19 protein-coding genes, 3 tRNA genes and 1 pseudogene are annotated in these 24986 nt (G+C 72.1%); 8 read left to right on the top strand and 15 right to left on the bottom strand.

Annotated elements, in window-relative coordinates:
* Both IG02_RS0129860 and IG02_RS0129855 read right to left on the bottom strand, forming a co-directional pair.
* Nucleotides 1-515, bottom strand: a pseudogene (locus IG02_RS0129860) (ATP-binding protein); the annotation flags it as partial.
* 505 nt (nucleotides 516-1020) lie between these two features.
* The gene (locus tag IG02_RS0129855) at nucleotides 1021-2547 is read right to left on the bottom strand and encodes an FAD-dependent monooxygenase (RefSeq protein ID WP_030754774.1); all 1527 of its coding nucleotides are present in this window, start codon (nucleotides 2545-2547) and stop codon (nucleotides 1021-1023) included.
* Between the two features lie 144 nt (nucleotides 2548-2691).
* Here IG02_RS0129855 and IG02_RS0129850 point away from each other — a divergent pair, with 144 nt between their 5' ends.
* Nucleotides 2692-3366 carry a TetR/AcrR family transcriptional regulator gene (locus tag IG02_RS0129850; RefSeq protein WP_078854943.1) on the top strand — a complete coding sequence of 225 codons (675 nt, stop codon included), beginning with the start codon at nucleotides 2692-2694 and terminating at the stop codon, nucleotides 3364-3366.
* A 78-nt stretch (nucleotides 3367-3444) separates the two neighbouring features.
* On the opposite strand, the gene IG02_RS0129845 is transcribed toward IG02_RS0129850, so the two are convergent.
* Complete coding sequence (locus IG02_RS0129845; protein WP_030754770.1) at nucleotides 3445-4020, bottom strand: TetR/AcrR family transcriptional regulator; 576 nt, start codon at nucleotides 4018-4020, stop codon at nucleotides 3445-3447.
* A gap of 74 nt (nucleotides 4021-4094) precedes the next feature.
* Between IG02_RS0129845 and IG02_RS0129840 the strand changes: the two genes are divergently transcribed.
* Entirely contained in the window at nucleotides 4095-5165 is a 1071-nt protein-coding gene (locus tag IG02_RS0129840) for a zinc-binding dehydrogenase (protein ID WP_030754768.1), read from the top strand.
* Nucleotides 5166-5291: 126 nt separating this feature from the next.
* Here the strand turns inward: IG02_RS0129840 and IG02_RS0129835 are convergent, their stop codons facing one another.
* From IG02_RS0129835 to IG02_RS0129810, 5 genes are all read right to left on the bottom strand, one after another.
* Nucleotides 5292-6008: a cation transporter gene (locus IG02_RS0129835; RefSeq protein WP_030754766.1), complete on the bottom strand. Its 717-nt coding sequence runs from the start codon at nucleotides 6006-6008 to the stop codon at nucleotides 5292-5294.
* Nucleotides 6008-6343 carry an ArsR/SmtB family transcription factor gene (locus IG02_RS0129830; RefSeq protein WP_030754764.1) on the bottom strand — a complete coding sequence of 112 codons (336 nt, stop codon included), beginning with the start codon at nucleotides 6341-6343 and terminating at the stop codon, nucleotides 6008-6010. The genes IG02_RS0129835 and IG02_RS0129830 overlap by 1 nt, the downstream gene beginning before the upstream one ends.
* Before the next feature lie 514 nt (nucleotides 6344-6857).
* Nucleotides 6858-6931 (bottom strand) — tRNA-Ile (locus IG02_RS0129820).
* 293 nt (nucleotides 6932-7224) lie between these two features.
* Nucleotides 7225-7297, bottom strand: a tRNA-Asn gene (locus tag IG02_RS0129815).
* A 5-nt stretch (nucleotides 7298-7302) separates the two neighbouring features.
* Nucleotides 7303-7375 (bottom strand) — tRNA-Asn (locus IG02_RS0129810).
* A gap of 216 nt (nucleotides 7376-7591) precedes the next feature.
* Between IG02_RS0129810 and IG02_RS0129805 the strand changes: the two genes are divergently transcribed.
* From IG02_RS0129805 to IG02_RS0129790, 4 genes are all read left to right on the top strand, one after another.
* Complete coding sequence (locus tag IG02_RS0129805) at nucleotides 7592-7903, top strand: hypothetical protein (RefSeq protein ID WP_030754762.1); 312 nt, start codon at nucleotides 7592-7594, stop codon at nucleotides 7901-7903.
* A gap of 108 nt (nucleotides 7904-8011) precedes the next feature.
* Nucleotides 8012-9457 carry an FGGY family carbohydrate kinase gene (locus tag IG02_RS0129800; RefSeq protein ID WP_030754760.1) on the top strand — a complete coding sequence of 482 codons (1446 nt, stop codon included), beginning with the start codon at nucleotides 8012-8014 and terminating at the stop codon, nucleotides 9455-9457.
* A gap of 153 nt (nucleotides 9458-9610) precedes the next feature.
* Nucleotides 9611-11344: an ABC transporter ATP-binding protein gene (locus IG02_RS0129795; RefSeq protein WP_030754759.1), complete on the top strand. Its 1734-nt coding sequence runs from the start codon at nucleotides 9611-9613 to the stop codon at nucleotides 11342-11344.
* Entirely contained in the window at nucleotides 11344-13269 is a 1926-nt protein-coding gene (locus IG02_RS0129790; protein WP_030754757.1) for an ABC transporter ATP-binding protein, read from the top strand. The genes IG02_RS0129795 and IG02_RS0129790 overlap by 1 nt, the downstream gene beginning before the upstream one ends.
* A gap of 229 nt (nucleotides 13270-13498) precedes the next feature.
* Here IG02_RS0129790 and IG02_RS0129785 read toward each other — a convergent pair whose 3' ends face one another.
* The 5 genes from IG02_RS0129785 to IG02_RS0129765 all read right to left on the bottom strand — a co-directional run bounded on the left by IG02_RS0129785 (nucleotide 13499) and on the right by IG02_RS0129765 (nucleotide 21146).
* Complete coding sequence (locus IG02_RS0129785; protein ID WP_030754755.1) at nucleotides 13499-14617, bottom strand: sigma-70 family RNA polymerase sigma factor; 1119 nt, start codon at nucleotides 14615-14617, stop codon at nucleotides 13499-13501.
* A gap of 475 nt (nucleotides 14618-15092) precedes the next feature.
* Nucleotides 15093-16997: a DNA primase gene (gene dnaG, locus IG02_RS0129780; RefSeq protein WP_030754753.1), complete on the bottom strand. Its 1905-nt coding sequence runs from the start codon at nucleotides 16995-16997 to the stop codon at nucleotides 15093-15095.
* Between the two features lie 235 nt (nucleotides 16998-17232).
* Complete coding sequence (locus IG02_RS0129775; protein WP_030754752.1) at nucleotides 17233-18510, bottom strand: NAD(P)/FAD-dependent oxidoreductase; 1278 nt, start codon at nucleotides 18508-18510, stop codon at nucleotides 17233-17235.
* 256 nt (nucleotides 18511-18766) lie between these two features.
* Nucleotides 18767-20101 (bottom strand): deoxyguanosinetriphosphate triphosphohydrolase, encoded by a 1335-nt coding sequence (locus IG02_RS0129770; protein WP_030754750.1) that lies wholly within the window; start codon nucleotides 20099-20101, stop codon nucleotides 18767-18769.
* Between the two features lie 124 nt (nucleotides 20102-20225).
* A complete protein-coding gene (locus IG02_RS0129765) occupies nucleotides 20226-21146 on the bottom strand; it encodes a sirohydrochlorin chelatase (RefSeq protein WP_078854941.1) in 921 nt (306 codons plus the stop codon).
* A gap of 536 nt (nucleotides 21147-21682) precedes the next feature.
* On the opposite strand from IG02_RS0129765, the gene IG02_RS0129760 reads away from it, so the two are divergent.
* Nucleotides 21683-22354, top strand: a complete 672-nt coding sequence (locus IG02_RS0129760) for a SanA/YdcF family protein (RefSeq protein ID WP_420707803.1) — start codon at nucleotides 21683-21685, stop codon at nucleotides 22352-22354.
* A gap of 104 nt (nucleotides 22355-22458) precedes the next feature.
* On the opposite strand, the gene cutA is transcribed toward IG02_RS0129760, so the two are convergent.
* Both cutA and IG02_RS0129750 read right to left on the bottom strand, forming a co-directional pair.
* Nucleotides 22459-22839, bottom strand: coding sequence for a divalent-cation tolerance protein CutA (gene cutA / locus IG02_RS0129755; protein WP_078854939.1), 381 nt, complete (start codon nucleotides 22837-22839; stop codon nucleotides 22459-22461).
* A gap of 275 nt (nucleotides 22840-23114) precedes the next feature.
* A complete protein-coding gene (locus tag IG02_RS0129750; RefSeq protein WP_030754745.1) occupies nucleotides 23115-23762 on the bottom strand; it encodes an NADPH-dependent FMN reductase in 648 nt (215 codons plus the stop codon).
* 76 nt (nucleotides 23763-23838) lie between these two features.
* On the opposite strand from IG02_RS0129750, the gene IG02_RS0129745 reads away from it, so the two are divergent.
* The gene (locus tag IG02_RS0129745; RefSeq protein ID WP_030754744.1) at nucleotides 23839-24627 is read left to right on the top strand and encodes an aminotransferase class IV; all 789 of its coding nucleotides are present in this window, start codon (nucleotides 23839-23841) and stop codon (nucleotides 24625-24627) included.
* The last annotated feature ends 359 nt before the right edge of the window (nucleotides 24628-24986 follow it).

The following is a 24986-nucleotide window of genomic DNA, read 5'->3' as shown; positions in this document are numbered from 1 at the left end:
AGATCACCCGCCCCCCGCTCCAACCGCCCCAGAGCACCATCACGCTCCACGGCGGCACGAGCCGCACGCCCCTCCGCATCCGCCAACTCCACGACGAACGTGTCCAGCACGCGCCGGAGTTGGGGATCGGACGGTGCCATCACCGGCGGGGTCCCCGCCGCGCCGCCACCCTCGCGGATCCTCCGCAGGGCGGTCGGCAGCGCGACGTTCACCAGGTGCGCCGACTCGGCGCCGCTCTGCGCCAGTTGCGACCGCGCGGCCCGGGTCTCCTCCTCCGCCGCGACCGCCCCGGCCCTGACGCGCCGCAGTACCAACGCGCAGGAGACGACGGCGACCGCGACGCACACCCAGGCGACGACGACCGTGGTGACCACCCAGGAGCGGGCCTGGTCGGGAGCCGTGGCGGCGGCCACCCCACCGGCCACGGCGGTCACCACCAGGGCCAGAGGCACGGCCAGGGAGGCCGACCGCGAGACGCCTTTCCGGCGTGGACTGGTGGTGACAGGCGCTGACATTCCGCGGTCCCTCGTTGTGTGGAGTGCGTGCGGGGGAACAGGCTGGTGAACCTGGGGTCGGCGAACTCGGAGAAGCTTCGGGCGTCGGCGGATGCGGGCGTTTTCCCGCACTACGGAGAGACGCGTACGCGGACCGCGGCAACCGCGTCCGACCCAGGGCATACACGAGCCACCCGCGGCGGGAATTTGTCTTGAAGTGACCTGCGGATCATAGCAATACGCATACAAGCCAGCGGCGTTGCGTAGCCACCCCTCCATGCTTTCTCCACCTCGGAGGCCCGCACGACACCGGTAACACCTCCCCTATCACCACAAACGATCCAATGAAGGGCATCGTCGGGAGATCAGTCACCGCGCCGATCGCACAGTCGCGCCGAGTGGCCGACGCCGGCGCCCGAGGGGGCAGTACTGCTTCCGGACAGTCGCCCGGATCGGCTTCGGTACGGGTGCCCGGCTCAACGGTGGTACGACGGCGCCCCCTTGCCCCGGGAGGCGGCGGGGAGCCTCAGCCCGCGCCGAACCAGCGGGCGAGTGCCGTCTTCAGCCCGTCGGGGTCCGCGCCCGCCCAGGCGACGTAGCCGTCGGGCCGGATGAGCAGCGCGGGCGCCGGGGCCGCGTCGGCGACTCCGGCCACGTGGCGCACCCGGTCGAGCCACGGCTCCACGGTGGCGGCCAGGCCGTTCCCGCCGGTGAGGTCGACAAGCACGGGGCGGGCGTCGCGCAGGAGTTCGGCGAGGCGCCGCGTGCGTCCGTCGCCGGTGGTCAGGCCGAGGGGCGGCACGAACCAGCCGGTGGGCGCGGCAGGGTGTTCCTCGCCCATGTCGTAGTGGACATCGGCACCCGCCATCGCGGCGGCGATCATGTGGACGTTCTCGGTGCGTTGCAGGAGTTCCGCGAAGAGCCGGCGCAGGGCGGTGATCCCGGTTCCGGGCGCCAACAGAGCGGAGGCGGCCCGGGTCTGCGTGAGCACGCGCTCGCCGGCCGCGTGGCGCTCCGTCTCATAGCTCTCCAGGAGCCCTTCCGCCGCCCGCCCCCGCACCGCCGCGGCGAGTTTCCAGGCCAGGTTGGCCGCGTCCTGCAACGCGGCGTTCAGCGTCGGCCCGTGGCTCACGTGCGCCGCGTCGCCGGCGAGGAAGACCCGGCCGTGGCGATAACGGTCGGCTTGCCGGTAGTTGCGGTGGCACAGGCGGCGGAGCAGTGCGGGCGCACCCTCGGGCGGCGGATTCAGGGGCAGGCGCACTCCGATGACCCGTTCGACGCTGTCCTCCATCTCGGTCAGCGTCATCGGCGCGCCCGGCCCCGGGAAATCGCCCGCCGGGAGCCCTCCCCATTCGGCCGTGTTGACGAGCGGCCGCCGCGGGTCGTGCGCGAGCAGGCTGAAGACGCCCTTCTCCGTGCGGTGGAACATCGCCGGGATCTCGCCGAGGCCATCGATCACGACACGTCCCCCCGGCAGGAAACGGATGTGCTCGCTCGGCCCGATCAGGGCCGAGCGGTCGACGACGTCGTCGGTGCCGCCGGGGAAGCCGATTCCCGCCCGCTTGCGAATCAGGCTGTTGCCCCCGTCGCAGCCGACGAGGTAGCGCACGGTGAACGTCTTCTCGGCTCCGTCCGAACCGCGGGCGACGACGTCGACCCGGTCATCGGTCTGGCTGAAGGAGATCACCTCCCAGCCCCGCCGGACGTCCGCGCCGAGTTCGGCCGCGCGCTCGGCGAGCACCCGTTCCAGGTCTCGCTGGTTGACGGGCAGGAGATACATCGGGTTGTCCTCGCCGAGCACGTGCAGCGGCAGCGGTATCCCGGCGTAGAAGAATCCGGGCGCCGGCTCCGGCGCTCCCGTACCCCCGCAGCGCTCGAAGAGGCCCCGGTGGTCCAGCAGCCGCACGACCTGCCCGGCGAGGCCGTGCGCCTTGTCCGCCGGATCCGGCTCCGCCCGCCGCTCCAGCACCAGGGCCCGGACCCCGGCGAGACGGAGTTCGCAGGCGAGAAAGAGGCCGGCGGGACCACCGCCGACGACGACGACATCGAACATCACTGACCACTCCTTGCGGCTACGGGAGCAGGAAGCCGAACGCCGACGGGCACGCCGTGACGCCGGACGCCACCGGACGCCACACTTAGGTACGGACACGTATCCAACAGCGGACACCGTAAGCCGCCGCGATAAGATACACAAATGGATCCCAAGCAGGAGCGGGGCACGGAGGACCGCGGGACCGCCGGGGCGCGGGCGGCCGGCCGTCGCGCCGACGACGGGCGGTCCCGTGGCGGCGGGGCCACCCGTCGACGCGGTGCCGTACTGGAGAACGCGATACTCGACGCCGCCTGGGAGGTGCTGGTCGAACACGGATACCCCGGCTTCACCTACGAGGCGGTCGCCGCCCGCGCCGGCACGAGCCGGCCCGTGCTCTACCGGCGCTGGCCACAGCACGAGGACCTGCTGCTGGCCACTCTCACCAAGCGCTGGCAGCCGATGGAGGTGCCCGACACCGGCAGCCTCCGCGACGACGCGATCGGCTTCCTGCACAACGCCCGCGCCGGCCGCGAGCACATGATCACGATGATGAGCGTGCAACTGGCCGGCTACTTCCGCGACACCGGCACCGGCTTCGGCGAGCTGCGCGAAGCCCTCCTCGCGCCGGGCCGGGCGACTCCCTTCGAGATGATCGTCGCCCGTGCGGTCGAGCGCGGCGAACTGCCCGACGCGCCACGCCCGTCCCGCGTGGTGAACCTGCCGTTCGACCTGCTGCGCCACGACATGGTCCTGGGGATGCGCGCGGTGACGGACGAGTCGATTGCCGAGATCGTGGACAAGGCCTGGCTGCCGCTGCTGGGGCTGCCCGGAAGGTAGGCGCGTGACGCTGATCCTCGGCCCGCCCCGGCGACGGTCCGAGGGATCCGACATTGGCGCGAATCGCTCGATACCCGCTTATCGGCGGGGCGGAGCACTGGCTCGAACGAGAGATCGCGCCAGGTCAGTGCTCCCCGAAAGGGTGTCGCCCGGGAACGGCTGCGTGGCGAGGGCACCCTCGTGCAGCACGAGGAGCTGAGTGGCGAGGGTGGCGGGCCCCGAGCAGCCCGCCGCGGTGGCGAGTTCCTCGAACAGGTTCCGCAGCCAGAGCTTCTGGTTCGCGGCGATGCGGTACGCGGGGTGGGAGGGGTCCGGGAGTTCGGCCAGTGCGTTGATGAACGCGCATCCGCGGGTGTTGGTCCCGCTCCAGGTCCGCAGTGCGTCGAAAGGCGCGGTGACGGCCTCGACAGGGCTGCCACAGGCATCGACGGCGGCGCGGACGAGCGACCTCCAGCGCCGGTCGCGTTCCGCGAGGCAGGCCGCCACGAGGTGGTCTTTCGAGCCGAACTGGTTGTACAGGGTCCGCTTGGTCACGCCTGAGCGCTCAGCGATCAGATCGACGCCGACCGCTGTGATTCCGCGGTTGTAGAACAGTTCCTCGGCCGCCGCGACGATGCGGCGGCCGGCCGGTGTCATGGGGTGCGCTTCCCGCATTGGGCGTCTCTTCACTGATCGGTGTACCGTGGCGAAAGTTCACAGACCAGTATACCTATGAGGAGGTTCGAGCGATGGGCGTGCCAGAGACCATGCGCGCGGTGCGGATCACAGAGCACGGGGGGCCGGAGGTTCTTGAGGTGACGGAGGCGGCAGTGCCCACCCCGCAGGCAGGAGAGGTGCTGGTCCAGGTCAGCGCGGTAGCGCTGAACAACACCGACCTGTGGACCCGGGAGGGTGCCTACGGCCGCCCGGGAGACCCGGAGGCGCTGTCGGGCTGGCGAGGCCCGATCGACTTCCCGCGCATCCAGGGCGCCGACGTGGCCGGCCGGGTCGTGACAGTCGGCGCCGACGTGGACGAGAGCCTCGTCGGACGCCGAGTGGTCGTCGACCCGGCGATCTACGACACCGAAGGACCGGACGCGAACCCGGTGGGCCTGATGGGGAGCGAACGCGACGGTGGCTACGCCGAGTACGTGACCGCGCCGGCGGAGCGCGTGCACGACGTGACGGAATCCCCGCTCACGGACGGTCAGTTGGCGACGTTGCCGACCGCCTACGGCACTGCTCTGGGCATGATCGAGCGGGGCCGACTGCGGGAGGGGGAGACCGTCCTGGTCTCGGGAGCGTCCGGCGGTGTCGGCGTCGCGCTGGTACAGATCGCCCGTGCGCGCGGTGCGCGGGTACTCGCCATCAGCAGCGGACCCAAGATCGATGCGGTGCGCGAGGCCGGCGCGCACGAAGTCATCGACCGCGCGGGGGATGTCACCGGGCAGATCCGCGCCGCCGCCCCGGAGGGCATCGACGTCGCACTCGACGTCGTCGCCGGGGACTTGGTGGCCGAGGGGCTGCCGCTGCTGCGCGAAGGCGGCCGATGGGTCATCGCCGGCGCACTCGGCGGGTACGACGTGACCTTCGACGTGCGCCGTCTCTATCTGCACAACGCCCAGGTCATCGGGTCCGCGATGCACACGCCCACACACTTCGGCCTCCTCATGGACCTGGCTCGTCAGGCCGAGATCCAGCCCGTCGTCGCGGCGACCTTCCCACTGGACCGGGCCGCTCAGGCGCAGGAAGAGCTCGCCCGCAGGGCTCACGTGGGGAAGCTCGTCATGCACCCCCGGGGCCGTGGGCAGCGCGACTGACCGAGCCTTCCCCGCCGTGAGCGGCCTCCGCAAGCGCTGCCCGGGCCTGGCTGTCCGCGTCGATGTCCTCGCCTGCCCGGCCTGTCCGCGCGCGCCGAAACACAGGCCGGGCAGGCGACGGGAGGTTCACGAGCAGCGGGAACAGCCGGGTGAGCAACCGCACCCGGCGATCGCCGCGGCGGCGGCCGCCGGTGCCACGACGGAGGTGGTGGGTGCGCAGCAACCCTTGCCCTGCCAGGCGTCGCGGCCTTCCTTCACCGCGATGGCGGCGATGACCAAGGCGGCGATCGGGTCGGCCCAGGACCAGCCGAGGGTGGCGTTGAGGATCAGTCCGGCCAGCAGAACGGCGGACAGGTACGTGCACAGCAGGGTCTGCTTGGAGTCCGCGACGGCGCTGGCGGAGCCGAGTTCACGGCCGACGCGACGCTGGGCGGCGGACAGGAACGGCATCACGGCCAGGGAGAGCGCGGCCAGGGCGATGCCCGTGAGGGAGCGGTCGGCCTCGCCGGCACCGACCAGCGCGCGGATGGCGTCGACGGTGACATAGGCGGCGAGGACGAAGAAGGAGACGGCGATGATCCGCAGAGTGGTCTTCTCCCGAGCCTCGCGCACGGCGTGGTCGGCGGCGGAGAACTGCCAGGCGACGGCCGCGGCGGAGGAGACCTCGATGATCGAGTCCAGGCCGAAGCCGATCAGGGCGGTGGAGGACGCCACGGTCCCGGCGGTCAGAGCGACGGCGGCCTCGATGACGTTGTAGGTGATCGTCGCAGCGACCAGCAGCCGTATCCGGCGGGCCAGCACCTCACGACGGTCCGGGGACGGCCCCAGGGACATGGACACCATCAGCAGCAGCCTTCCGTAGCGGCGTCGCGGCAGGACTTGTCCTTCTCGACCGCGACCACCGCGGCGAGCAGGTCGTCCAGGGCGTGGCCGAAACGTTCGTCGGCGAGTTCGTAGCGGGTCCGCCGCCCGTCCGGGACGGTCACCACCAGGCCGCAGTCACGCAGGCACGCCAAGTGGTTCGACAGCCGGGTACGGGAGACGCCGAGGGTGTCGGCGAGGTCGGCCGGATAGGCGGGCGCCCGGCGCAGGACGAGCAGGATCCGGCAGCGGATCGGATCGGCGAGCGCGCGGCCGAAGCGCGTCAGTACGTCGATGTTGGAGGCGACAGTCAGCACGCCACGACAGTACAGCAAATCGTGAATTCACGAAACCATGGATCATTCTGGACGGGGCGGCGGTCATACGCTCGGCGCCGGCGAGACCAAGAGGGAACGTGCCACCGACTTTTACACGCCCCAGCGCCACTGCCGGACGCCTCTGGCCCCGCGCTCGGCGCCGGCCCCGCGCTCGGTGGTCCGGCGGGCGGCGAGGAGAACCCCCGAGCCCGCGGCCATCCCGGCAGCGTCGAGTCCGGGGTCCACGGGGACGAGCCGGCCTCGGCGGAGTCACGCGCTCCGGAGGCACGTGAGGATGATCACTCCGTCCCGCCCGGCGACGACGGTCACGACGAGGGGCCGGACGGGGGAAACCCGCGTTCCGCGTGACCCGGTCGGCCCTGCCGACCGCGTGTCCACTGTCTGACCACTGGATCTTGGTCTAACGTCTCAGTCGGGACCGCCGCCATGATCACGGCGGCGCCGACCTTTGCGTTTCACCAGGTCAGAACGTTTTTTCGGGCGTTCGTCCCGGTGGGGCGGGTGGGACTCGAACCCACGGCCGACGGATTATGAGTCCGCTGCTCTAACCGGCTGAGCTACCGCCCCTAACGGCGCGTCGCGCACATTTGTGCGCGCCGTCTGCCGCAGCATAGCCGCTCATACGATCTCCTGCTTCGGATGGTCGGCATCGCCTGACCTTGAGGACTTCGCCGTGCCCCGCGCGGTTCCCACCGGGCCGGGGAAGAGCCGAAAGAGGGACGGCGCTGCACCCGCGGCGGCGTCGTCGGCGCGCGGCGGCGGGGGTGTCGGGGACACATTCGGGTTCCCTGTGCGGACGGCTCCGGGCACAGGGTGCGGGCAAACGAAAAAGGGCCCGCCAGGGCCCTCTTCCCGTACCGCTCCCCCGGCTGGACTCGAACCAGCAACCCTCCGGTTAACAGCCGAATGCTCTGCCAATTGAGCTACAGGGGATCGCGCTCCCCCGACTGGACTCGAACCAGTAACCTGCCGGTTAACAGCCGGCTGCTCTGCCAATTGAGCTACAGGGGATTGTCGCGTTGCACCGAACGTACCCACCCCGGGCATCCCGGGCGGCGCACGTTCGCTGCGACACATACATTAGCGCAAGCAGGGGGGTGCTCCGCCAATCGCTTCCGGCCGGGCACCTCGGGTGATCCCGCGCGGCCACGGGGTAAGCGGACAGCAGACACGGACGGTCCGGCGGCGGCGCCGGGGGACTGACGAGCTCAGGGAAGGGTGGCAGCCATGCGGTACCGCCTCACGTTCTTCGCGGGTCTGGCCTGCGGATACGTACTCGGAACGCGTGCGGGACGCGAGCGCTACGAACAGCTGAAGAAATCGGTGCGGCAGGTCTCCCAGAACCCCGCCGTACGCAACGCCGCGGAGTCGGCCGGGCGGACCGGGCGGGAAGTCGCGGGCAAGGCGTACCACTCGGTGAGCGGGGTGGTCGGTGAGCGGGTCGGGGACAAGGTGCCGGACTCGGTCGCCCAGCGCGTGCGTTCGCTGCGCGAGCGCAGCCGCAACGGTGAGGACGACTGGGGCACCAGCAACACCTGACGCGGTCGGGGCGCCGGCTCGCCACGGGCGGCGCCCCCGCCGTGGCCCCGCGGAGCCGTCGTGGCCGGCAGACGTGATCACGTCGCCGGTGCGGCAGAATCGGGTGCCATGGGAATAGTCGCCGGGTTGGACAGTTCGTCCGGGTTCACGCGCGTCGTCGTCTGCGACGCGGACACAGGTGCCGTGCTGCGGCAGGGCTACGCCCAGCATCCGGTCGACCCCAAGGCCACCGATGTCGACCCCCAGATGTGGCTGCTGTCCCTCGGCGAGGCCGCGACGGGCGGGCTGCTGGAGGGCGTACAGGCCATCGGCGTCTCGGCCCAGCAGCACGGCATGGTGGCGCTGGACCGCCAGGGCGACCTCGTCCGGCCGGCGCTGATCGGCAACGACAAGCGCGCGCAGGTCGCCGCCGCCGACCTGGTGGACGCGCTGGGCGGGCGGCACGCCTGGGCCGAGGCCGTCGGCTCCGTACCGCAGTCGGGTCAGCTCGTGGCCAAACTGCGCTGGCTCGCGCGGACCGAGCCGGACGCGGCGCGGCGCACCGCGCTGGTGCTCCAGCCGCACGACTGGCTGGTCTGGCAGTTGCTCGGGCGTCCGGCGCGCAGAACGACCGACCGGGGCGCGGCGTCCGGCACCGGCTACTGGTCCGCCCGTACGGGGGCCTACCGCGCCGACCTGGTGGAACTGGCGCTCGGGCACCAGGTGGCGCTGCCCGAGGTGCTGGGGCCCGCCGACGCCGCCGGGACCACGCCGGAGGGCCTGCTGATCTCCGCGGGGACCGGTGAGACCATGGCCGCGGCCTTCGGGCTCGGCGTGGGCGTCGGGGACGCCGTCGTCTCACTGGGGGCCTCGGGTTCGGTGATGACCGTCCACCACGAGTCGCTGGCCGACCCCACCGGGCTGATCACCTCCTTCGCGGACGCCACCGGAATGCATCTGCCGGTGGTGCACACGCTCAACGCCGTACGGGCGCTGCGCGGCACGGCGGAACTGCTGGGGACGGACGACCTCGGCGAGCTGTCCGCGCTGGCGCTCAAGTCCACGCCCGGCTCCTCGGGCCTGGTGTTCCTGCCGTACCTGGAGGGCGAGCGCACCCCGCGGCTGCCGCACACGGCGGGCACCCTGACCGGGCTGCGGCGCGAGTCGATGAAGCCGGAGCACCTGGCGCGGGCGGCGTTCGAGGGCATGCTGTGCTCACTCGCGGACGCGATGGACGTCCTGCGCGGCCGGGGGGTGGAGGTACGCCGGGTGTTCCTGCTGGGGGCCGCGGCCGAGCTGCCCGCCGTCCAGGCCGTGGCCCCGGCGATCTTCGGGGCGCAGGTCGTCGTGCCGCAGCCGGCGGACTACGCGGCGATCGGCGCGGCGCGGCAGGCGGCCTGGGCGCTCGGATACGCGCGGGGGTCCCTCTCCCCGCACACCCCGCCGGCCTGGCAGGGTGCGGCGGCGCAGGTCTTCGAGGCGGGTGACGACACGGCGGTCGGGACGGCGGTCCGGCAGCAGTACGCGTCGACGCGGGAGCAGATCCACCCGGGCGCCTTCGGTCACGGGGGCTGACCGCCCACCGCGCCCCGCACGCCGTCCTCTTTCCCTGTCTTGACCCGTCCTTGGCCGTAAAACCTTGGGGGTCGGCCACCGCGGTGCCGCAAGATGGTGGGTCGGGACCTCCTGATCTCCGCCACTTTCGAAGCCGACCCCGAGAGACTCCGCGTGCTGCTACGACTTCTGCGAGCCCATCTCGCGCCCTACAAAAGACCCATAGCCCTGCTGGTGGCGCTCCAGCTGTTGCAGACGTGCGCCACCCTCTACCTGCCCACCCTGAACGCCGACATCATCGACCAGGGTGTCGTGAAGGGCGATTCGGGTTACATCCTGGAATTCGGCGCCATCATGATCGCCGTCAGTCTGGTCCAGGTGCTCTGCAACATCGGCGCCGTGTACTACGGCGCGCGGACCGCCTCCGCCCTCGGCCGCGATGTCCGGGCCGCCGTCTTCGAGCGCGTGCAGAGCTTCTCCGCGCGTGAGGTGGGCCACTTCGGGGCACCGTCCCTCATCACCCGCACCACCAACGACGTCCAGCAGGTGCAGATGCTGGTCCTGATGTCGTTCACGCTGATGGTGTCCGCGCCCATCATGTGTGTCGGCGGCGTCGTCATGGCGCTCGGCCAGGACGTTCCGCTCTCCGCCGTGCTGCTGGCCGTGGTGCCGCTGCTCGGGATATCCGTGAGCCTCATCGTCAAGAAGATGCGGCCGCTGTTCAGGACGATGCAGACCCGGCTGGACACCGTCAACCGCATCCTGCGCGAACAGATCACCGGCAACCGCGTGATCCGGGCTTTCGTGCGGGACGAGTACGAGAAGGGGCGGTTCGGCGAGGCCAACGCCGAGCTGACCGACGTCGCGCTGTCGACCGGCCGGCTGATGGCGCTGATGTTCCCGACCGTGATGACGGTCGTGAACCTGTCGTCGGTCGCGGTCGTCTGGTTCGGCGCGCACCGCATCGAGAGCGGCGGCATGGAGATCGGCGCGCTGACCGCGTTCCTCGCGTACCTGATGCAGATCGTGATGGCCGTGATGATGGCCACCTTCATGTTCATGATGGTGCCGCGGGCCGAGGTCTGCGCCGAGCGCATCGAGGAGGTCCTGGACACCAGCTCCAGTGTCGTCCCGCCGCGGAACCCGGTGCGGGAGCTGCGCCGCCACGGTCATCTGGAGATCAGGGGCGCGGAGTTCCGCTTCCCGGGGGCCGAGGAGCCCGTGCTGCGGGACATCTCGCTCGTGGCGCGACCCGGCGAGACGACCGCGGTCATCGGCTCGACGGGCAGCGGCAAGTCGACGCTGCTCGGACTCGTACCGCGGCTGTTCGACGCGACGGAGGGGGACGTGCTGGTCGACGGGCAGGACGTACGGGAGCTGGATCCCGCGCTGCTGGCGAAGACGGTGAGCCTGGTGCCGCAGAAGCCGTACCTCTTCTCAGGTACGGTCGCCACGAACCTGCGCTACGGCAACCCGGACGCGACCGACGAGGAACTGTGGCACGCCCTGCAGGTGGCGCAGGCGCGGGAGTTCGTCGCGTCCCTGGAGGGCGGGCTGAACGCGCCCATCGCCCAGGGCGGCACCAATGTCTCCGGCGGGCAGCGGCAGCGCCTCGCGATCGCGCGCACGCTCGTGCAGCGGCCGGAGATCTATCTGTTCGACGACTCGTTCTCCGCGCTGGACTACGCGACGGACGCGGCCCTGCGGGCGGCGCTGGCGCGGGAGACCTCGGAGGCGACCGTCGTGATCGTCGCCCAGCGGGTCTCCACCATCCGTGACGCCGACCGGATCGTGGTCCTGGACGAGGGCCGGGTCGTGGGGACGGGCCGCCATCAGGAGCTGATGGCGGAGAACGAGACGTACCGGGAGATCGTCCTCTCCCAGCTGACCGAGGCGGAGGCGGCCTGATGAGCGGTCCTGGCGGACGCATGATGGCCGCGGGCCCCGCCCAGCGGTCGATGGACTTCAAGGGGTCGGGCAAGCGGCTGCTGCGACAGCTCGCGGTGGAGAAGACGACGATCTGGTGGATGGTCGGCGCGGGCGTGCTCAGTGTCGCCCTGTCGGTCGTCGGGCCGAAGATCCTCGGCAAGGCGACGGACCTGATCTTCGCGGGTGTCATCGGCCGGCAGACGCCCGCGGGTGTCTCCAAGGAACAGACGATCGCCGCCCTGCGGGAGGAGGGCGACAACGGCGTCGCCGATCTCCTGACCGGGGTGGACTTCACGCCCGGCCACGGCATCGACTTCGGCGCGGTGGGCGAGGTGCTGCTGCTGGTCCTGGTGATCTACATCGGGGCGGGCCTGATGATGCTGGTCTCGACCCGGCTCTCCATCCGGATCATCAACCGCGCCGTGTACCGGATGCGGGAGGAGATCCAGGCGAAGCTCTCCCGGCTGCCGCTGTCGTACTTCGACGGACAGCCGCGCGGTGAGGTGCTCAGCCGCGCCACCAACGACGTCGACAACATCTCGCAGACGCTCCAGCAGACGATGGGCCAGCTCATCAACTCGGTACTGACCATCGTCGGTGTGCTGGTGATGATGTTCTGGATCTCGCCGCTGCTGGCGCTGGTGGCGCTGATCACCGTCCCGTTGTCGGTGCTCGTGGCGGCGAAGGTCGGCAAGCGCTCGCAGCCGCAGTTCGTGCGGCAGTGGAAGGTCACCGGCACGCTCAACGCGCACATCGAGGAGATGTACACCGGCCACTCGCTGGTGAAGGTCTTCGGGCGGCAGAACGAGTCGGCGGCCACGTTCCGCGAGCAGAACGAGCAGCTGTACGAGGCGGGCTTCAAGGCGCAGTTCAACAGCGGGATCATGCAGCCGCTGATGCTGTTCGTCTCCAACCTGAACTACGTGCTGGTCGCGGTCGTCGGCGGGCTGCGGGTCGCCTCGGGCTCGCTGTCGATCGGTGACGTGCAGGCGTTCATCCAGTACTCGCGCCAGTTCTCGATGCCGCTGACGCAGGTCGCGTCGATGGCGAACCTGGTGCAGTCGGGCGTGGCCTCCGCCGAGCGGATCTTCGAACTGCTGGACGCCGTCGAGCAGGAGCCCGACCCGGTGTCGGTGGAGCGGCTGCGCGCGCCGGAGGGCCGGGTGGCGCTGGAGCACGTGTCCTTCCGGTACGACCCGGAGAAGCCGCTGATCGAGGACCTCTCGCTGGCGGTGGAGCCCGGCCAGACGGTCGCGATCGTCGGTCCGACGGGCGCGGGCAAGACCACGCTGGTCAACCTGCTGATGCGGTTCTACGAGGTGTCGGGCGGCCGGATCACGCTCGACGGCGCGGACATCGCGCGGATGTCCCGCGAGGAGCTGCGCGCCGGGATCGGCATGGTGCTCCAGGACACCTGGCTGTTCGGGGGCACGATCGCGGAGAACATCGCCTACGGCGCGGCGCGCGAGGTGAGCCGGGAGGAGATCGAGGAGGCGGCGCGGGCGGCGCACGCCGACCGGTTCGTCCGTACGCTGCCGGACGGCTACGACACGGTGCTCGACGACGAGGGGTCGGGCGTCAGCGCCGGGGAGAAGCAGCTGATCACGATCGCGCGGGCGTTCCTGTCCGACCCGGTGATCCTGGTGCTGGACGAGGCGACCAGCTCGGTGGACACCCGTACCGAGGTGCTGATCCAGAAGGCGATGGCGCGGCTGGCCCACGGCCGCACCAGCTTCGTGATCGCGCACCGGCTCTCCACGATCCGGGACGCGGACGTGATCCTCGTGATGGAGAACGGCTCGATCGTCGAACAGGGCTCGCACGACGAGCTGCTGACGGCGGGTGGCGCGTACGCGCGGCTGTACGCGGCGCAGTTCGCGCAGGCGGTCGCCGAGGTGGACTGAGGCGACGGGGCCGTGCCCGTACCGGTGACGCCCTTACTGGTGACGGCCTTATCGGTGACGGGCGTGCCGTGTACCCGCATGCCCGCGCCGTATCGCCCGCGCCGCGTCCGTGGCCGCCGACGAGGCGGTACGGGCGCGGCGCGCGGCGTTGTCGGGGCCTCGGGTCCTCCCCGGGGCTTCGTGATCCTCGGGTCCGCGCGGACGGCGGCGGGCGTCACGGCCCGCCGTTTCAGTCCAGATAACCCCTGAGCTGGTCCGCGAAGGCGTGGTCACGCAGCTTGCCGAGGGTCTTGGACTCGATCTGGCGGATGCGTTCGCGGGTCACTCCGAAGACCCTGCCGATCTCCTCCAGCGTGCGGGCCCTGCCGTCGTCCAGGCCGTACCGGAGCTGCACCACCTTGCGTTCGCGCTCGCCGAGGGTGGCGAGCACCGCCTCCAGATGCTGGCGCAGCAGCAGGAAGGCGGCCGACTCGACGGGTGACGCCGCGTCGCCGTCCTCGATGAGGTCGCCGAGCGCGACGTCCTCCTCCTCGCCCACCGGGGCGTGCAGGGAGACCGGTTCCTGGGCGAGCCGCAGCACCTCGCTGACCCGCTCCGGTGTCAGCTCCAGCTGGGCCGCGACCTCTTCGGCCGTGGGCTCGTAGCCGCGCTCCTGGAGCATCCGCCGCTGCACCCGTACGACCCGGTTGATCAGCTCGACCACGTGGACCGGCACCCGGATGGTGCGGGCCTGGTCGGCCAGGGCGCGGGACATGGCCTGGCGGATCCACCAGGTCGCGTACGTCGAGAACTTGTAGCCGCGCGTGTAGTCGAACTTCTCGACGGCCCTGATCAGGCCCAGGTTCCCCTCCTGGACCAGATCCAGCATGGTCAGTCCGCGGCCGACGTACCGCTTGGCGACGGAGACGACCAGCCGCAGGTTCGACTCGATCAGCCGGCGCTTGGCCATCCGGCCGAGGACGACCAGCCGGTCGAGGTCCAGGGCCAGGCCGGAGTCCAGGTCGGGCGTCCCGGTGAGTTTCTCCTCGGCGAAGAGGCCAGCTTCGACGCGCCGCGCCAGCTCCACCTCCTCGACCGCGGTCAGCAGCGGGATACGGCCGATCTCGCGCAGGTACTGGCGGAACAGGTCGGAGGAAGGGCCTCCGGTGTCGTCACGGCCGCCCCGCCGTTCCATGGGCTCGGCGGGTCCCGGGGGCTTCGGCACGAGGGACAGGGGCGCCACCGGGTCCTCGGTGAGGGTGCCCGCCGCGGCGAAGGGCTCCAGTGGTCCCACGGTCGGGGACGTGGCGGCCGGGGGCGCGGCGGTGGCTGGGGCGATGAGCGTCTCGGTCAGGCTCCGGGTCTGCACGGGGGGCGACCTCCAGGTGATCGCTGCCGGTTCGGGGGCCGTGCGGCAGCGGGGCGGGGGCGGCCGGGGCCGTCCTTCCGTCCCGTACACGATGAGCGGATCCGTGGGGGTGGGCGCTCTCGTGGGGTGGGACCGGCCGCGCTCCGTAGACCGGCACCGCATCCCAGTGTGGGGCACGACACAGCATTGTCACGAGGGGCGTGCGGTGACTTTTTGAGTCCCATACGTGACCGGGTCGTTACGGAAGGAGTCGGAACCGCCCGCTATGAGAACCCGGCGGAAACATGGCGGACCATGGCGCACCGTCCCTGGCGCGCGGAGTCACGCCGCGGCGCGGGCGGCGCCGTGCGGGCGCGTGGCACGGCCCGGGGGCACCTGGGGGCGTGGGCGGCGCCACGTGGGGCCGGGCGGAGCCGCGTGGGGGCGTGGCAGCGCCGTGGGCCGCGCGACGGCACGGCGGCGTTGTGGGCCCGCGTCACAGCGCGGCGGCGCCGTGGTTGCGCAGCGACTCGCCGTACTGCTGGAGCACCCACAACTCGTTCTGCACGGCGGCCAGGTGTTCCGGGTCGCCGTGCGCGCCGGCCCGGGCCAGGGTGCTGGTGACCTCGCGGATCCGGCGGTCGACGGCACGCAGCCGGACCTGGACGAGCTGCTGGCCCGCGTACACCTCGTCGATGGTCTTGCCGTGCAGGACCTCCACCGCCAGCTCGGTGACCATCGCGCGGACGGAGTCGTTGGGCGCGGCCTCGCGGACCCGGGAGAGGTACTCGGACGCGGAGTGCACGCCCCGCTCGGCGCCGCCGGCCTCCTCGATGGCGCGGCGCACGGCGGCGTACGGAGGGCCGGTGAACTCGTCCTCTCCGTAGGCGTCGAAGGCCGGGGAGACCAGCTCGGGGCGTTGGAGGGCGAGCTTGAGCAGCTCGCGCTCGGTGCGGTGGGCGGGGCTGCGGAGGTTGAGCGCGGGACCGGAGGGCCGGCTCGGTGCCCCCGGCTCGTACGCCGCCCGGCCGTGCCGCTCCGGGGGCGCCGCCGGACCCCGGCCGCCCCGCTCGCGGGCCCAGCGCGCCAGCTGGCCGACGCGCTTGACCACGAACTGGGTGTCGAGGATGCCGACCATCCCGGCGAGCTGGACCGCGACCTCGTGCTGCGACGCGACGTTCTTGATCCGGGCGACGATCGGCGCGGCCTCGTCCAGCGCCGCCGCGCGGCCCGCCGGGGTCTCCAGGTCGTAGCGCGAGACGATCTGGCGGATGGCGAACTCGAAGAGGTGCGTACGGGGTTCGACCAGGCTCTGGACCGCGTCGTCTCCCTTGGCGAGGCGCAGGTCGCACGGGTCCATGCCGTCCGGCGCGATGGCGATGTACGTCTCGGCGGCGAACTTCTGGTCGTCCTCGAACGCGCGCAGCGCGGCCTTCTGACCGGCCGCGTCCCCGTCGAAGGTGAAGATCACCTTGGCCGTTCCGTTGTCCATCAGCAGCCGGCGGAGGATCTTGATGTGGTCCCCGCCGAAGGCCGTGCCACAGGTCGCGATGGCGGTGGTGACCCCGGCGAGGTGACACGCCATCACATCCGTGTACCCCTCGACGACCACGGCGCGGCTGGCCTTGGCGATGTCCCGTTTGGCGAGATCGACGCCGTACAGCACCTGGGACTTCTTGTAGATCGCGGTCTCGGGTGTGTTCAGGTACTTCGGGCCGTTGTCGTCGTCGCGCAGCTTGCGGGCGCCGAAGCCGACCACGTCGCCCGAGATGTCGCGGATCGGCCACATCAGCCGGCCCCGGAAGCGGTCGATGGGGCCGTTGCGGCCGTCCTGGGAGAGCCCGGAGAGCACCAGCTCCTTGTCGGAAAACCCCCTGCCGCGCAGGAAGCGGGTGAGGTGGTCCCAGCCTCCCGGGCTGTATCCGACGCCGAAGTGCTCGGCCGCGGCCTGGTCGAACCCCCGCTCCGCGAGGAACGCCCGGCCGATCTCGGCCTCGGGCCCGGCGAGCTGGTCAGCGTAGAACCGGGCGGCGATCTTGTGGGCCTCCACCAGCCGGCTGCGCTCGCCACGCTGGCTCGTGGGGTTGTACCCGCCCTCTTCGTAGCGGAGGGTGATGCCCGCGCGCGCGGCGAGCCGCTCGACCGTCTCCGAGAAGGAGAGGTGGTCGAGCTTCATCACGAAGGCGATCGTGTCCCCTCCCTCCTGGCAGCCGAAGCAGTGGAAGAGGCCCTTGCTCGGACTGACCTGGAAGGAGGGGGACTTCTCGTCGTGGAAGGGGCAGAGCCCCTTGAGATTGCCGCCCCCCGCGCTGCGCAGCTGGAGGTACTCGGACACGACGGCGTCGATCGGGACCGCGTCCCGTACCGCCTTCACGTCGTCATCGTTGATCCTGCCTGCCACGCGTGAATTCTACGGGGGCGCGCCGACACCCTCGGGCGGCGAGGGGGCCGGGCGCCCTCGGGACGCCGGGCTTGCCCGGCCCGGTCGCGCGGGACGACGCGATCCACGCCGGTCCCGCGGCCCCTCCCGGTCCCCGCGGGCCCCGCGGCCGGCACCCCGCATCGCTCGCGATCCCTGACGGCCCTCGGGACGCACCGGTCCTGCGCCGGCCCGGTGGCTGCGGGGGACAGCGCCCTCAGGTGCCGAGGGTGCTCAGCGGCACGCCCGGGTCGGCGAGTGCGTCCAGGTCCTGCGGGGCGCCGGAGCGGATCAGTCGCTGGATGTCACCGGTGACGTCCCACACGTTGACGTTCATCCCGGCGAGCACCCGCCGGTCCTTCAGCCAGAACGCGACGAACTCCCTCTTCCCCGCGTCCCCGCGCACCACGACCTGGTCGTAGGTGCCGGGCGGGGCCCAGCCGGAGTACTCCAGGCCCAGGTCGTACTGGTCGGAGAAGAAGTACGGGATCCGGTCGTAGGTGACGTCCTGGCCGAGCATGGCGCGCGCAGCGGCCGGTCCGCCGTTGAGGGCGTTGGCCCAGTGCTCGACCCGTACCCGCGAGGCGGACAGCGCCGCTCCCCAGCCGGTCACCGGGAGGGCCGCCACGTCACCGGCGGCGAAGATGTCCGGGTCCGAGGTGCGCAGCGCGGCGTCCACGGCGATACCGCCGCCCTGCTCGCGGGCGGCGAGCGTGAGCCCCGCCGCCTCGGCGAGAGCCGTACGGGGCGCCGCGCCGATGGCGGCGAGCACGTCGTGGGCGGGGTGCTCCTCGCCGTCGTCCGTACGGACCGCGAGGACCATGCCGTCCTGGCCCGTGATCTCGGTGAGCCGGGCGCCGAAGTGGAACCGGACGCCGTGCTCCTGGTGCGCCTCGGCGAAGACCTGCCCCAGCTCCGGGCCGACGACCTGGTGGAGCGGGGTCGCCTGGGCCTCGATGACGGTCACCTCGGCGCCGTAGCCGCGGGCGGCGGCCGCGACCTCCAGGCCGATCCAGCCCGCGCCCGCGATCACCAGATGACCGTTGTCCCGGCCCAGCGCGACCAGGGTCTGGCGCAGCCGCTCCGCGTGGGCGAGCCGGCGCAGATGGTGGACGCCCGCCAGGTCGGTGCCGGGGATGTCGAGGCGGCGCGGCTCGGCGCCGGTCGCCAGCAGGAGCTTGTCGTACCGGACCGAGGCCCCGTCACCCAGGTGGACGCAGTGGTCGTCCCGGTCGACGGCGGTGACGGTCTGGCCGAGGTGCAGTTCGACGTCGGCCTGGGCGTACCAGGCACGCTCGTGCACGAAGACGCTCTCGCGGTCGTCCTTGCCGACGAGGTAGCCCTTGGACAGCGGTGGTCGTTCGTAGGGGTGGTCGAGTTCGTCGCCGATGAGGATCACCCGGCCGGTGAAGCCCTCCGCCCGAAGGGTTTCCGCGGCTTTCGCCCCGGCCAGCCCTCCGCCGACGATGACAAAGGTCTGATGCGCGTCGACCACTTGATGCCTCCTCTTCGTACTGCCGCCATCTGCGAGCGTCCCGCACGGAGCGTGATGGCGAAAGAGGGGGCGCTCCGCGGGCTGTCTCACTGCCGTGATCCGGTCTACTTTCGTACACGCGCGAGCCGGAAACGGTGAGGTGGAGAGGGCGCATGTCACCCGTCCGCCACACCGGTACGGCCCCTGGGCGTGCCGGACGCGGGGAGATCCGCTACCTCACCGGGAGGTCCGGGTCCTCACCGGGAGGTCCGGGTCCTCATGTGGTGGGGCGGCCGGTGAGCCGCGCGTGCAGCGAGCGGGCCGCCGTGTCCGTCAATGACGCGATCTGATCGACCACGACGCGTTTGCGCGCCCGGTCGTCGGCCGCCGTCTCGAACAGCGCCCGGAACTGGGGATCGAGCCCCTCGGGCGCACGGGCGGCGAGTGTCCCGGCCAGTTCGGCCAGGACGATCCGCTGGTCGGCGCGGAGCGCCTGCTGTTCGGCCCGCTGCATGACGTAACGGTGGGCGACGGCCTTGAGGACCGCGCACTCGTGGCGGGCGGCGCGCGGAACGACCAGATCGGCCGCGTACCGGGTGAGCGGTCCCGTACCGTACGCCCGGCGCGTGGCGGTCTCGGCGGCTTCGCAGAACCGGCCGATCAGCTGGCTGGTGGCGTCCTTGAGGCGGGCCTGGGCGACGGCGGTGCCGTCGTAGCCGTGCGGCCACCACCGCTGGGCGAGCAGCCGGTCGAGCGCGGCGGACAGTTCCGCCGGATCGGTGTCCTCGGGCACGTAACGGCCGAGCGCCACGTCCCAGACGGCGCTCCGCTCGGCGGCGGAGGTCAGGGCGGCCGGGGTGATGTGGCCGGCGTGCAGGCCGTCCTCGAAGTCGTGGACCGAGTACGCGACGTCGTCGGACCAGTCCATGACCTGCGCCTCGAAACAGGTACGGCCCGCGGGCGCGCCGCTGCGGGCCCAGCCGAAGACCGGCAGGTCGTCCTCGTACACACCGAACTTCGCCGAGCCGGGCCGGGTGGGGTGCGCGCCGCGCGTCCAGGGGTACTTGGTGGCGGCGTCCAGGGCGGCGCGGGTGAGGTTGAGGCCGACACTGACCAGGCCGTCGCCGTCCGGGGACGGCACGAAACGTTTCGGTTCGATGCGGGTCAGCAGCCGCAGGGACTGCGCGTTGCCCTCGAACCCGCCGCAGTCCGCCGCGAATTCGGCGAGAACCCGCTCCCCGTTGTGACCGAACGGCGGATGGCCCATGTCATGGGCGAGGCAGGCGGTTTCGACCAGGTCGGGATCGCAGCCGAGCGCCGCGCCCAGCTCGCGGCCCACCTGGGCGCACTCCAGGGAGTGGGTGAGCCGGGTGCGGGGCGTGGTGTCCCACGCGGTGCTGTGGGAGCCGGGAGTGACCACCTGGGTCTTGCCCGCGAGCCGGCGCAGCGCGGCGGAGTGCAGCACGCGGGCGCGGTCGCGCTGGAAGGCCGTACGGCCGGGGCGCTTGTCCGGCTCGGGAGCCCAGCGTTCGGTGGCCGCGTCGTCGTAGGCGCGCGGAGGGTCCGGGGGGCTTGAGGGGCGTGTCGGAGTGGTGCCGGAGGTGCGTGCCATGCACCGAAGGTAACCGGAGGCGGGGTTTCTCGGGCGTTACGGGGTAGTTGAAGGGCTTTTTGCGGACCTCTCGCGGATCTTCGGGGACGTCCACGACCACGTCCACGTCTCGCAGGGGGTGCTTTCAGGCGGAGGTGAGGTGGTGGGCGGAGGTGGAGGCGGAGGCCGAGGTGAACGGGAGCGAGGACGCGGCGGCGAGCACGTCGGGTAGGGGCGGGCCGTAGGTCCGGCGCTGCTCGTTCGGCTCGTGGGCCGCCTGAGCATGGGCAGCGTACGGCTTCACCAGCGCCTCGTCGTAGCGGTGGAGCAGCAGGCGGGCCATCGCCGGATGCGTGCCGAGCGGGGCGGCGGCGATCCAGGGCGCGTGCGCGGTGCTGCGGGTGGCGAAGTAGCCGGGGGCCGTGAAGTACGAGGCGATCGCGGTCCGGTGGCGGCCCCGGGCGGCGAGGGCGCGCAGCGCCTCGGGAACGGTCGGCGAGGCGGCGGAGGCGTAGGCGGGCAGGACCGGTACGCCGCCGAGCCGTTCGCCGAGCAGCGCGGCGGTACGCCGGGTGTCCTCCGCGGACTGCGGGTCACGGGAGCCGGCGGCGGCGAGGACGACCCCGGCGGTACGGCGCGCGGCGGGGTCGGCGGCCAGGGCGTCCACGGGCCAGCCGGCCTCGACCAGACGGTCGTGCAGTGCCTCGGTCAGCAGCGGGTGCGGGCCGAGCGGGGCGGCGACCAGGGTGACCCGGCGGGAGACGGAGGCGGCGGCCGGCAGGTCCTGTTTGACGTGGTAGCCACGGCTGAGGAGGAGCGGGACGAGCACGGCGGCGCCGTCCGGCGCGTCGGCTTCCAGGGTGGCGAGGGTGTCGGTGAGCAGGGGCTCGTTGAGTTCGATGTGGCCGAGCCGTACGTCGAGGCCGGGCCGGAGCGCACGGACCCGGTCGAGAAGCGCGGTGACGGTGCGCAGGGCGCGCGGGTCGCGGCTTCCGTGGGCGACGACGACGAGGCTGGGGGCACCGGGGCCGGGTACGGCTGCGGGGGCGGGCCGGTCGCTGAACATGCTCCTGCTTGTTCCCTTCCGTACGGCGAGCCCCGGGGTCGGTCACGGACGGTACTGAGCCCGGCCGGGGGCCCGGGCCGGCCGTCCGGGGCGGGCGGTGCTGGTCCGGGTCCCATCCTGCCGGAACGTGGTTGCGAACCGTTGCCACCACGGTCACCAGCCGTTTTCCGGGGTCTCACAGGCGGTGTGAAGGCATTGTCAGACCCGTCACTTACCGTGATGAGCGCGGAGAAAAACAGGGAGGATGGGGAAGTCACCTGGAGGGCACCAGTGGGCGGCGCCGATCGTCGTACGGACGGAGGCGAGACCGCACGGGACCGAAGGCCGGGCGGGGCGGACCGAAGGCTGGGCAGAGAAGGGGAAACGGGGGCGGGGACATGTCAGGGACGGGGCTGCGGTACCGGCTGTCGCGACTGCGGCATCACCGGCCGGCGCGGCGGAGACGGGCGCTGTGGCCAACGGGACGGGCCGGGTGGCCGCGTTTGCCGCGGCTGCCGCGCACCCGGCGGGGACAGCGGCGTGCCGTGCAGGTCGCCATGGTGGCATGCGTGCTGGGGCTGGTGCCGTCGACGTGGACGCACGCGGTGGCGGACAGCCGGGTGCGGACGATCGCGGACGTGCCGTCGCGGGACGTCGCCGTGGTCTTCGGCGCGGGGCTGCGGTCGGGGCGCCCGACGCCGTATCTCGCGCACCGGCTCGACGCGGCGGCCGAGTTGTACCGCACGGGCAAGGTGAGGGTCCTCCTGGTCACGGGGGACAACAGTCGCGAGGAGTACGACGAGCCGGACGCGATGCGGACCTATCTGGTGGAGCGCGGCGTGCCGGACGGACGGATCGTCAGTGACTACGCGGGGTTCGACAGTTGGGACTCGTGCGTCCGGGCCCGGAAGATATTCGGGGTCGAGCGAGCGGTGCTGGTGACACAGGGCTTCCACGTCCGGCGCGCGGTGGCACTCTGCGAGGCCGCGGGGGTCGCGTCGTACGGCGTCGGCGTGACCGAGCGGCACGACCTGACCTGGTACTACGGGGAAATACGGGAGTTGTTCGCCTCGGGGAAGGGCGCGGCCGAAGCCGTGTTGCGGCCGGATCCCACCTTCCTGGGCCCTCGGGAAACGGGAGTGACGCGGGCGCTGGAGGCAGACGAGGCGGAGGGAACGGCTGGAACGGCTGGAACGGACAAGGCAACCGCGGTGGACGGGGCAGGCTGAGCCCGCCCCGTCGTGGTCCGGGCCGGGGTCCGGTCGTGCTCCGGGCTCCTGGTCGGTGGCCGGGCTCCGGGCCGTGGGCCGACGGGTGGCCACGGTTGCGGCGGTCATGGCGCATCGGTCTCCTCCGTCACCCAGGACAGGTACGCCGCGCTGCCGCGCACGACGGGCGTGGCGATGATTTCGGGCACGTCGTAGTCGTGGGCGGCGGACAGGTGGGCCTCCAGCGCCTCGTAACCGGCGGCCGTGGTCTTGAAGAGGATCTGCCACTCCTGAGCGGTCTCGATCGCTCCCTCCCAGCGGTAGACGGAGGTGACCGGCGCGGAGATCTGCGCGCAGGCGGCCAGCCGGGCCTCGATCGCGCCCCGGGCGAGCGCCTCGGCCTTCTCGGCGCTGTCGGTCGTGGTCAGCACGGTCAGATGCGCGGCGACGGCCGTGGCGGGGACGGAGGACGTGGCGGAGGGCTCGACGGAGGGCTCGGAGGTCACGGACAGGCTCCCTTTGGGGGTGTGGCGGTTTGTGAGTGTGTGGCGGTCCTGCTGCCGGGTGCGGACCGCAAGGGACTTGAGGCCGGGTGAGCGCCCCGCACCGGCGCGCCCGGTCGGGCAGCACCGGTGCGCCACCGAGCCGGGCGGGCACCCCGGGACGATGGGCCGGTGGGGCGTCCCCGGCCGACGGTGACACCCACCGTACGCAGTCCCGGGGCGTCGGCGCACGGCCCGGCCGGGGCCGGCGGACCGCCGCCGGATTCCCGCCGCCGTCGTCAAGCCGCGTACGGCCGCAGGGCCGTGGCGTCGCGCAGGGCCAGGCCCCACCAGGCGAGCCGGTCGAGCATCGTGGTGGCGGCCGCGTCGCAGTCGGCGGGGTCCGTGTGCCGGCCGTCCTCGTCGAAGAGCGCGCCCGCGTTGTGGAAGGAGACCGTGTCACGGAGGGTGACGGCGTGGAGTTCGGCGAACACCTGGCGCAGGTGCTCGACGGCGCGCAGTCCTCCGGAGATTCCGCCGTAGGAGACGAAGCCGACGGGCTTGGCCCGCCACTCGGCGTAGTGCCAGTCGATCAGGGACTTGAGGGCTGCGGGAAAGGAGTGGTTGTACTCGGGTGTGAGGACGACGAAGGCGTCGGCGGCGGCCAGCCGGGGCGTGACCTTGGCGAGTTCGGCCCGGGCGGCGGGGCCGGGGCGGGCGGTCGGGGCGGCCGGCAGGTCCACCTCGGCCAGGTCGATCAGCTCGGGGGTGAAGTCCGGCCGGGCGCCGACTCGGGAGAGGAACCAGTCGGCGACGACCGGGCCGAAGCGGCCCTCGCGGGTGCTCCCCAGGATGACGCCGAGCCGAAGCGGTTCGTGTCCTGCCGCCGCCGTGGACGGGGCGGACGGGACGGGATTGGTCGAGGTGGTGCCATCGGTGAGGTTCATGCCGAGAGCGTCGTACCTCAACCTTGGTAGAGGTCAAATCGTGGTCCGGCGCCGGTGCCGTCGTACGGTGTGCGGCATGACGATCACCGCACCGCACCTGCTCGTCGAGGTCGACGGCCGGCCTGCCACGGAGACGGATCTACGGCTGCGCGCCCTGGACTCGTACGGGCACTTCACCGCCATGCAGGTCAGGAACGGACGCGTCCGGGGCCTCGCCGCGCATCTCGCCCGGCTGGACTCCGCGACCCGGGAACTCTTCGGTGCGGGACTGGACGGCGGGCGCGTACGGGAGTCGCTGCGGCACGCGCTCGGTGATGTGCGGGACGCCTCGGCACGGGTGTACGTGCACTGGCCGGACGGGGCGGACGAGGCGACGCTGATGGTGACGGTGGGGCCGCCCGTGGTGTCGGACGGCCGGGCCGTGAGCCTGATGTCCGTTCCGTATCAGCGTCCCGTCCCGCACATCAAGCACCTGGGCGGCTTCGCGCAGATTCACTACGGCAGGCTCGCGCGCCGCGCGGGCTTCGACGGCGCGCTGCTCACCGGACCCGGCGGGGTCGTGTCCGAGAGCGGGATCGCGAACATCGGCTTCTGGGACGGCGAGCGGGTGGTCTGGCCGGACGCGCCGGCGCTGGCGGGCGTCACCATGACGCTGGTCGAGCCACGGCTGCCGGAAGCCGGGACGGCGTCCGTGCGCCGCGAGGTCACCCTGGCGGACCTGCCGCGCTACCGCGCCGCGTTCGTCACCAACTCGATCGGGATCGCCCCGGTGGCCCGGGTGGACGAGACGGTGTTCCCCGGCGACGCGGCGGCACTGAAGACGGTGACGGAGTCGTACGAACGCGTCGCGTGGGACCAGGTCTGAGCCATCGCGCACAGGCCGGGAGTGGGGTGACCGGGGCCCGTGCCGGCGCCGGACACCGAGAGCCGGGCTCCGGCTCCGGCTCCGGCTCCGGCTCCGGCTCCGGCTCCGGCTCCGGCTCCGGCTCCGGCTCCGGGGCATTCTCGCCGGCGGCCGCGTCTCGTTTCGCCTCACCCGTTCGGCGCGGGGTCGGCGATCACCTCCGGTGGCATCCAGAAACCGCCCGTGACCTGCGGTGACGAGTTCCTGGACGCGCTCCGTGCGACCGGTCGGCGGCCTACCTGACCACCCATCAGCAGGCGTGTGCGCCGTGAGCCGTCTTATCTCGGAGGTGACGATCACCGCACCTTCCCCGGGAGGCT

It is taken from the genome of Streptomyces sp. NRRL F-5135 (assembly GCF_000719775.1).
GTDB lineage: Bacteria > Actinomycetota > Actinomycetes > Streptomycetales > Streptomycetaceae > Streptomyces > Streptomyces hebeiensis.
The sequence above is the reverse complement of the archived record's forward strand: the minus strand, read 5'-3'. Positions and strand labels throughout refer to the sequence as shown.

Bases quoted from the DNA above. Each gene is read 5' to 3' on its own strand.
- IG02_RS0129855 (WP_030754774.1), bottom strand. From the start codon at position 2,547: ATGTTCGATGTCGTCGTCGTCGGCGGTGGTCCCGCCGGCCTCTTTCTC.
- IG02_RS0129850 (WP_078854943.1), top strand. From the start codon at position 2,692: ATGGATCCCAAGCAGGAGCGGGGCACGGAGGACCGCGGGACCGCCGGG.
- IG02_RS0129845 (WP_030754770.1), bottom strand. From the start codon at position 4,020: ATGCGGGAAGCGCACCCCATGACACCGGCCGGCCGCCGCATCGTCGCG.
- IG02_RS0129840 (WP_030754768.1), top strand. From the start codon at position 4,095: ATGGGCGTGCCAGAGACCATGCGCGCGGTGCGGATCACAGAGCACGGG.
- IG02_RS0129835 (WP_030754766.1), bottom strand. From the start codon at position 6,008: ATGGTGTCCATGTCCCTGGGGCCGTCCCCGGACCGTCGTGAGGTGCTG.
- IG02_RS0129805 (WP_030754762.1), top strand. From the start codon at position 7,592: ATGCGGTACCGCCTCACGTTCTTCGCGGGTCTGGCCTGCGGATACGTA.
- IG02_RS0129800 (WP_030754760.1), top strand. From the start codon at position 8,012: ATGGGAATAGTCGCCGGGTTGGACAGTTCGTCCGGGTTCACGCGCGTC.
- IG02_RS0129790 (WP_030754757.1), top strand. From the start codon at position 11,344: ATGAGCGGTCCTGGCGGACGCATGATGGCCGCGGGCCCCGCCCAGCGG.
- IG02_RS0129770 (WP_030754750.1), bottom strand. From the start codon at position 20,101: ATGGCACGCACCTCCGGCACCACTCCGACACGCCCCTCAAGCCCCCCG.
- IG02_RS0129765 (WP_078854941.1), bottom strand. From the start codon at position 21,146: ATGTTCAGCGACCGGCCCGCCCCCGCAGCCGTACCCGGCCCCGGTGCC.
- IG02_RS0129760 (WP_420707803.1), top strand. From the start codon at position 21,683: ATGGTGGCATGCGTGCTGGGGCTGGTGCCGTCGACGTGGACGCACGCG.
- IG02_RS0129750 (WP_030754745.1), bottom strand. From the start codon at position 23,762: ATGAACCTCACCGATGGCACCACCTCGACCAATCCCGTCCCGTCCGCC.
- IG02_RS0129745 (WP_030754744.1), top strand. From the start codon at position 23,839: ATGACGATCACCGCACCGCACCTGCTCGTCGAGGTCGACGGCCGGCCT.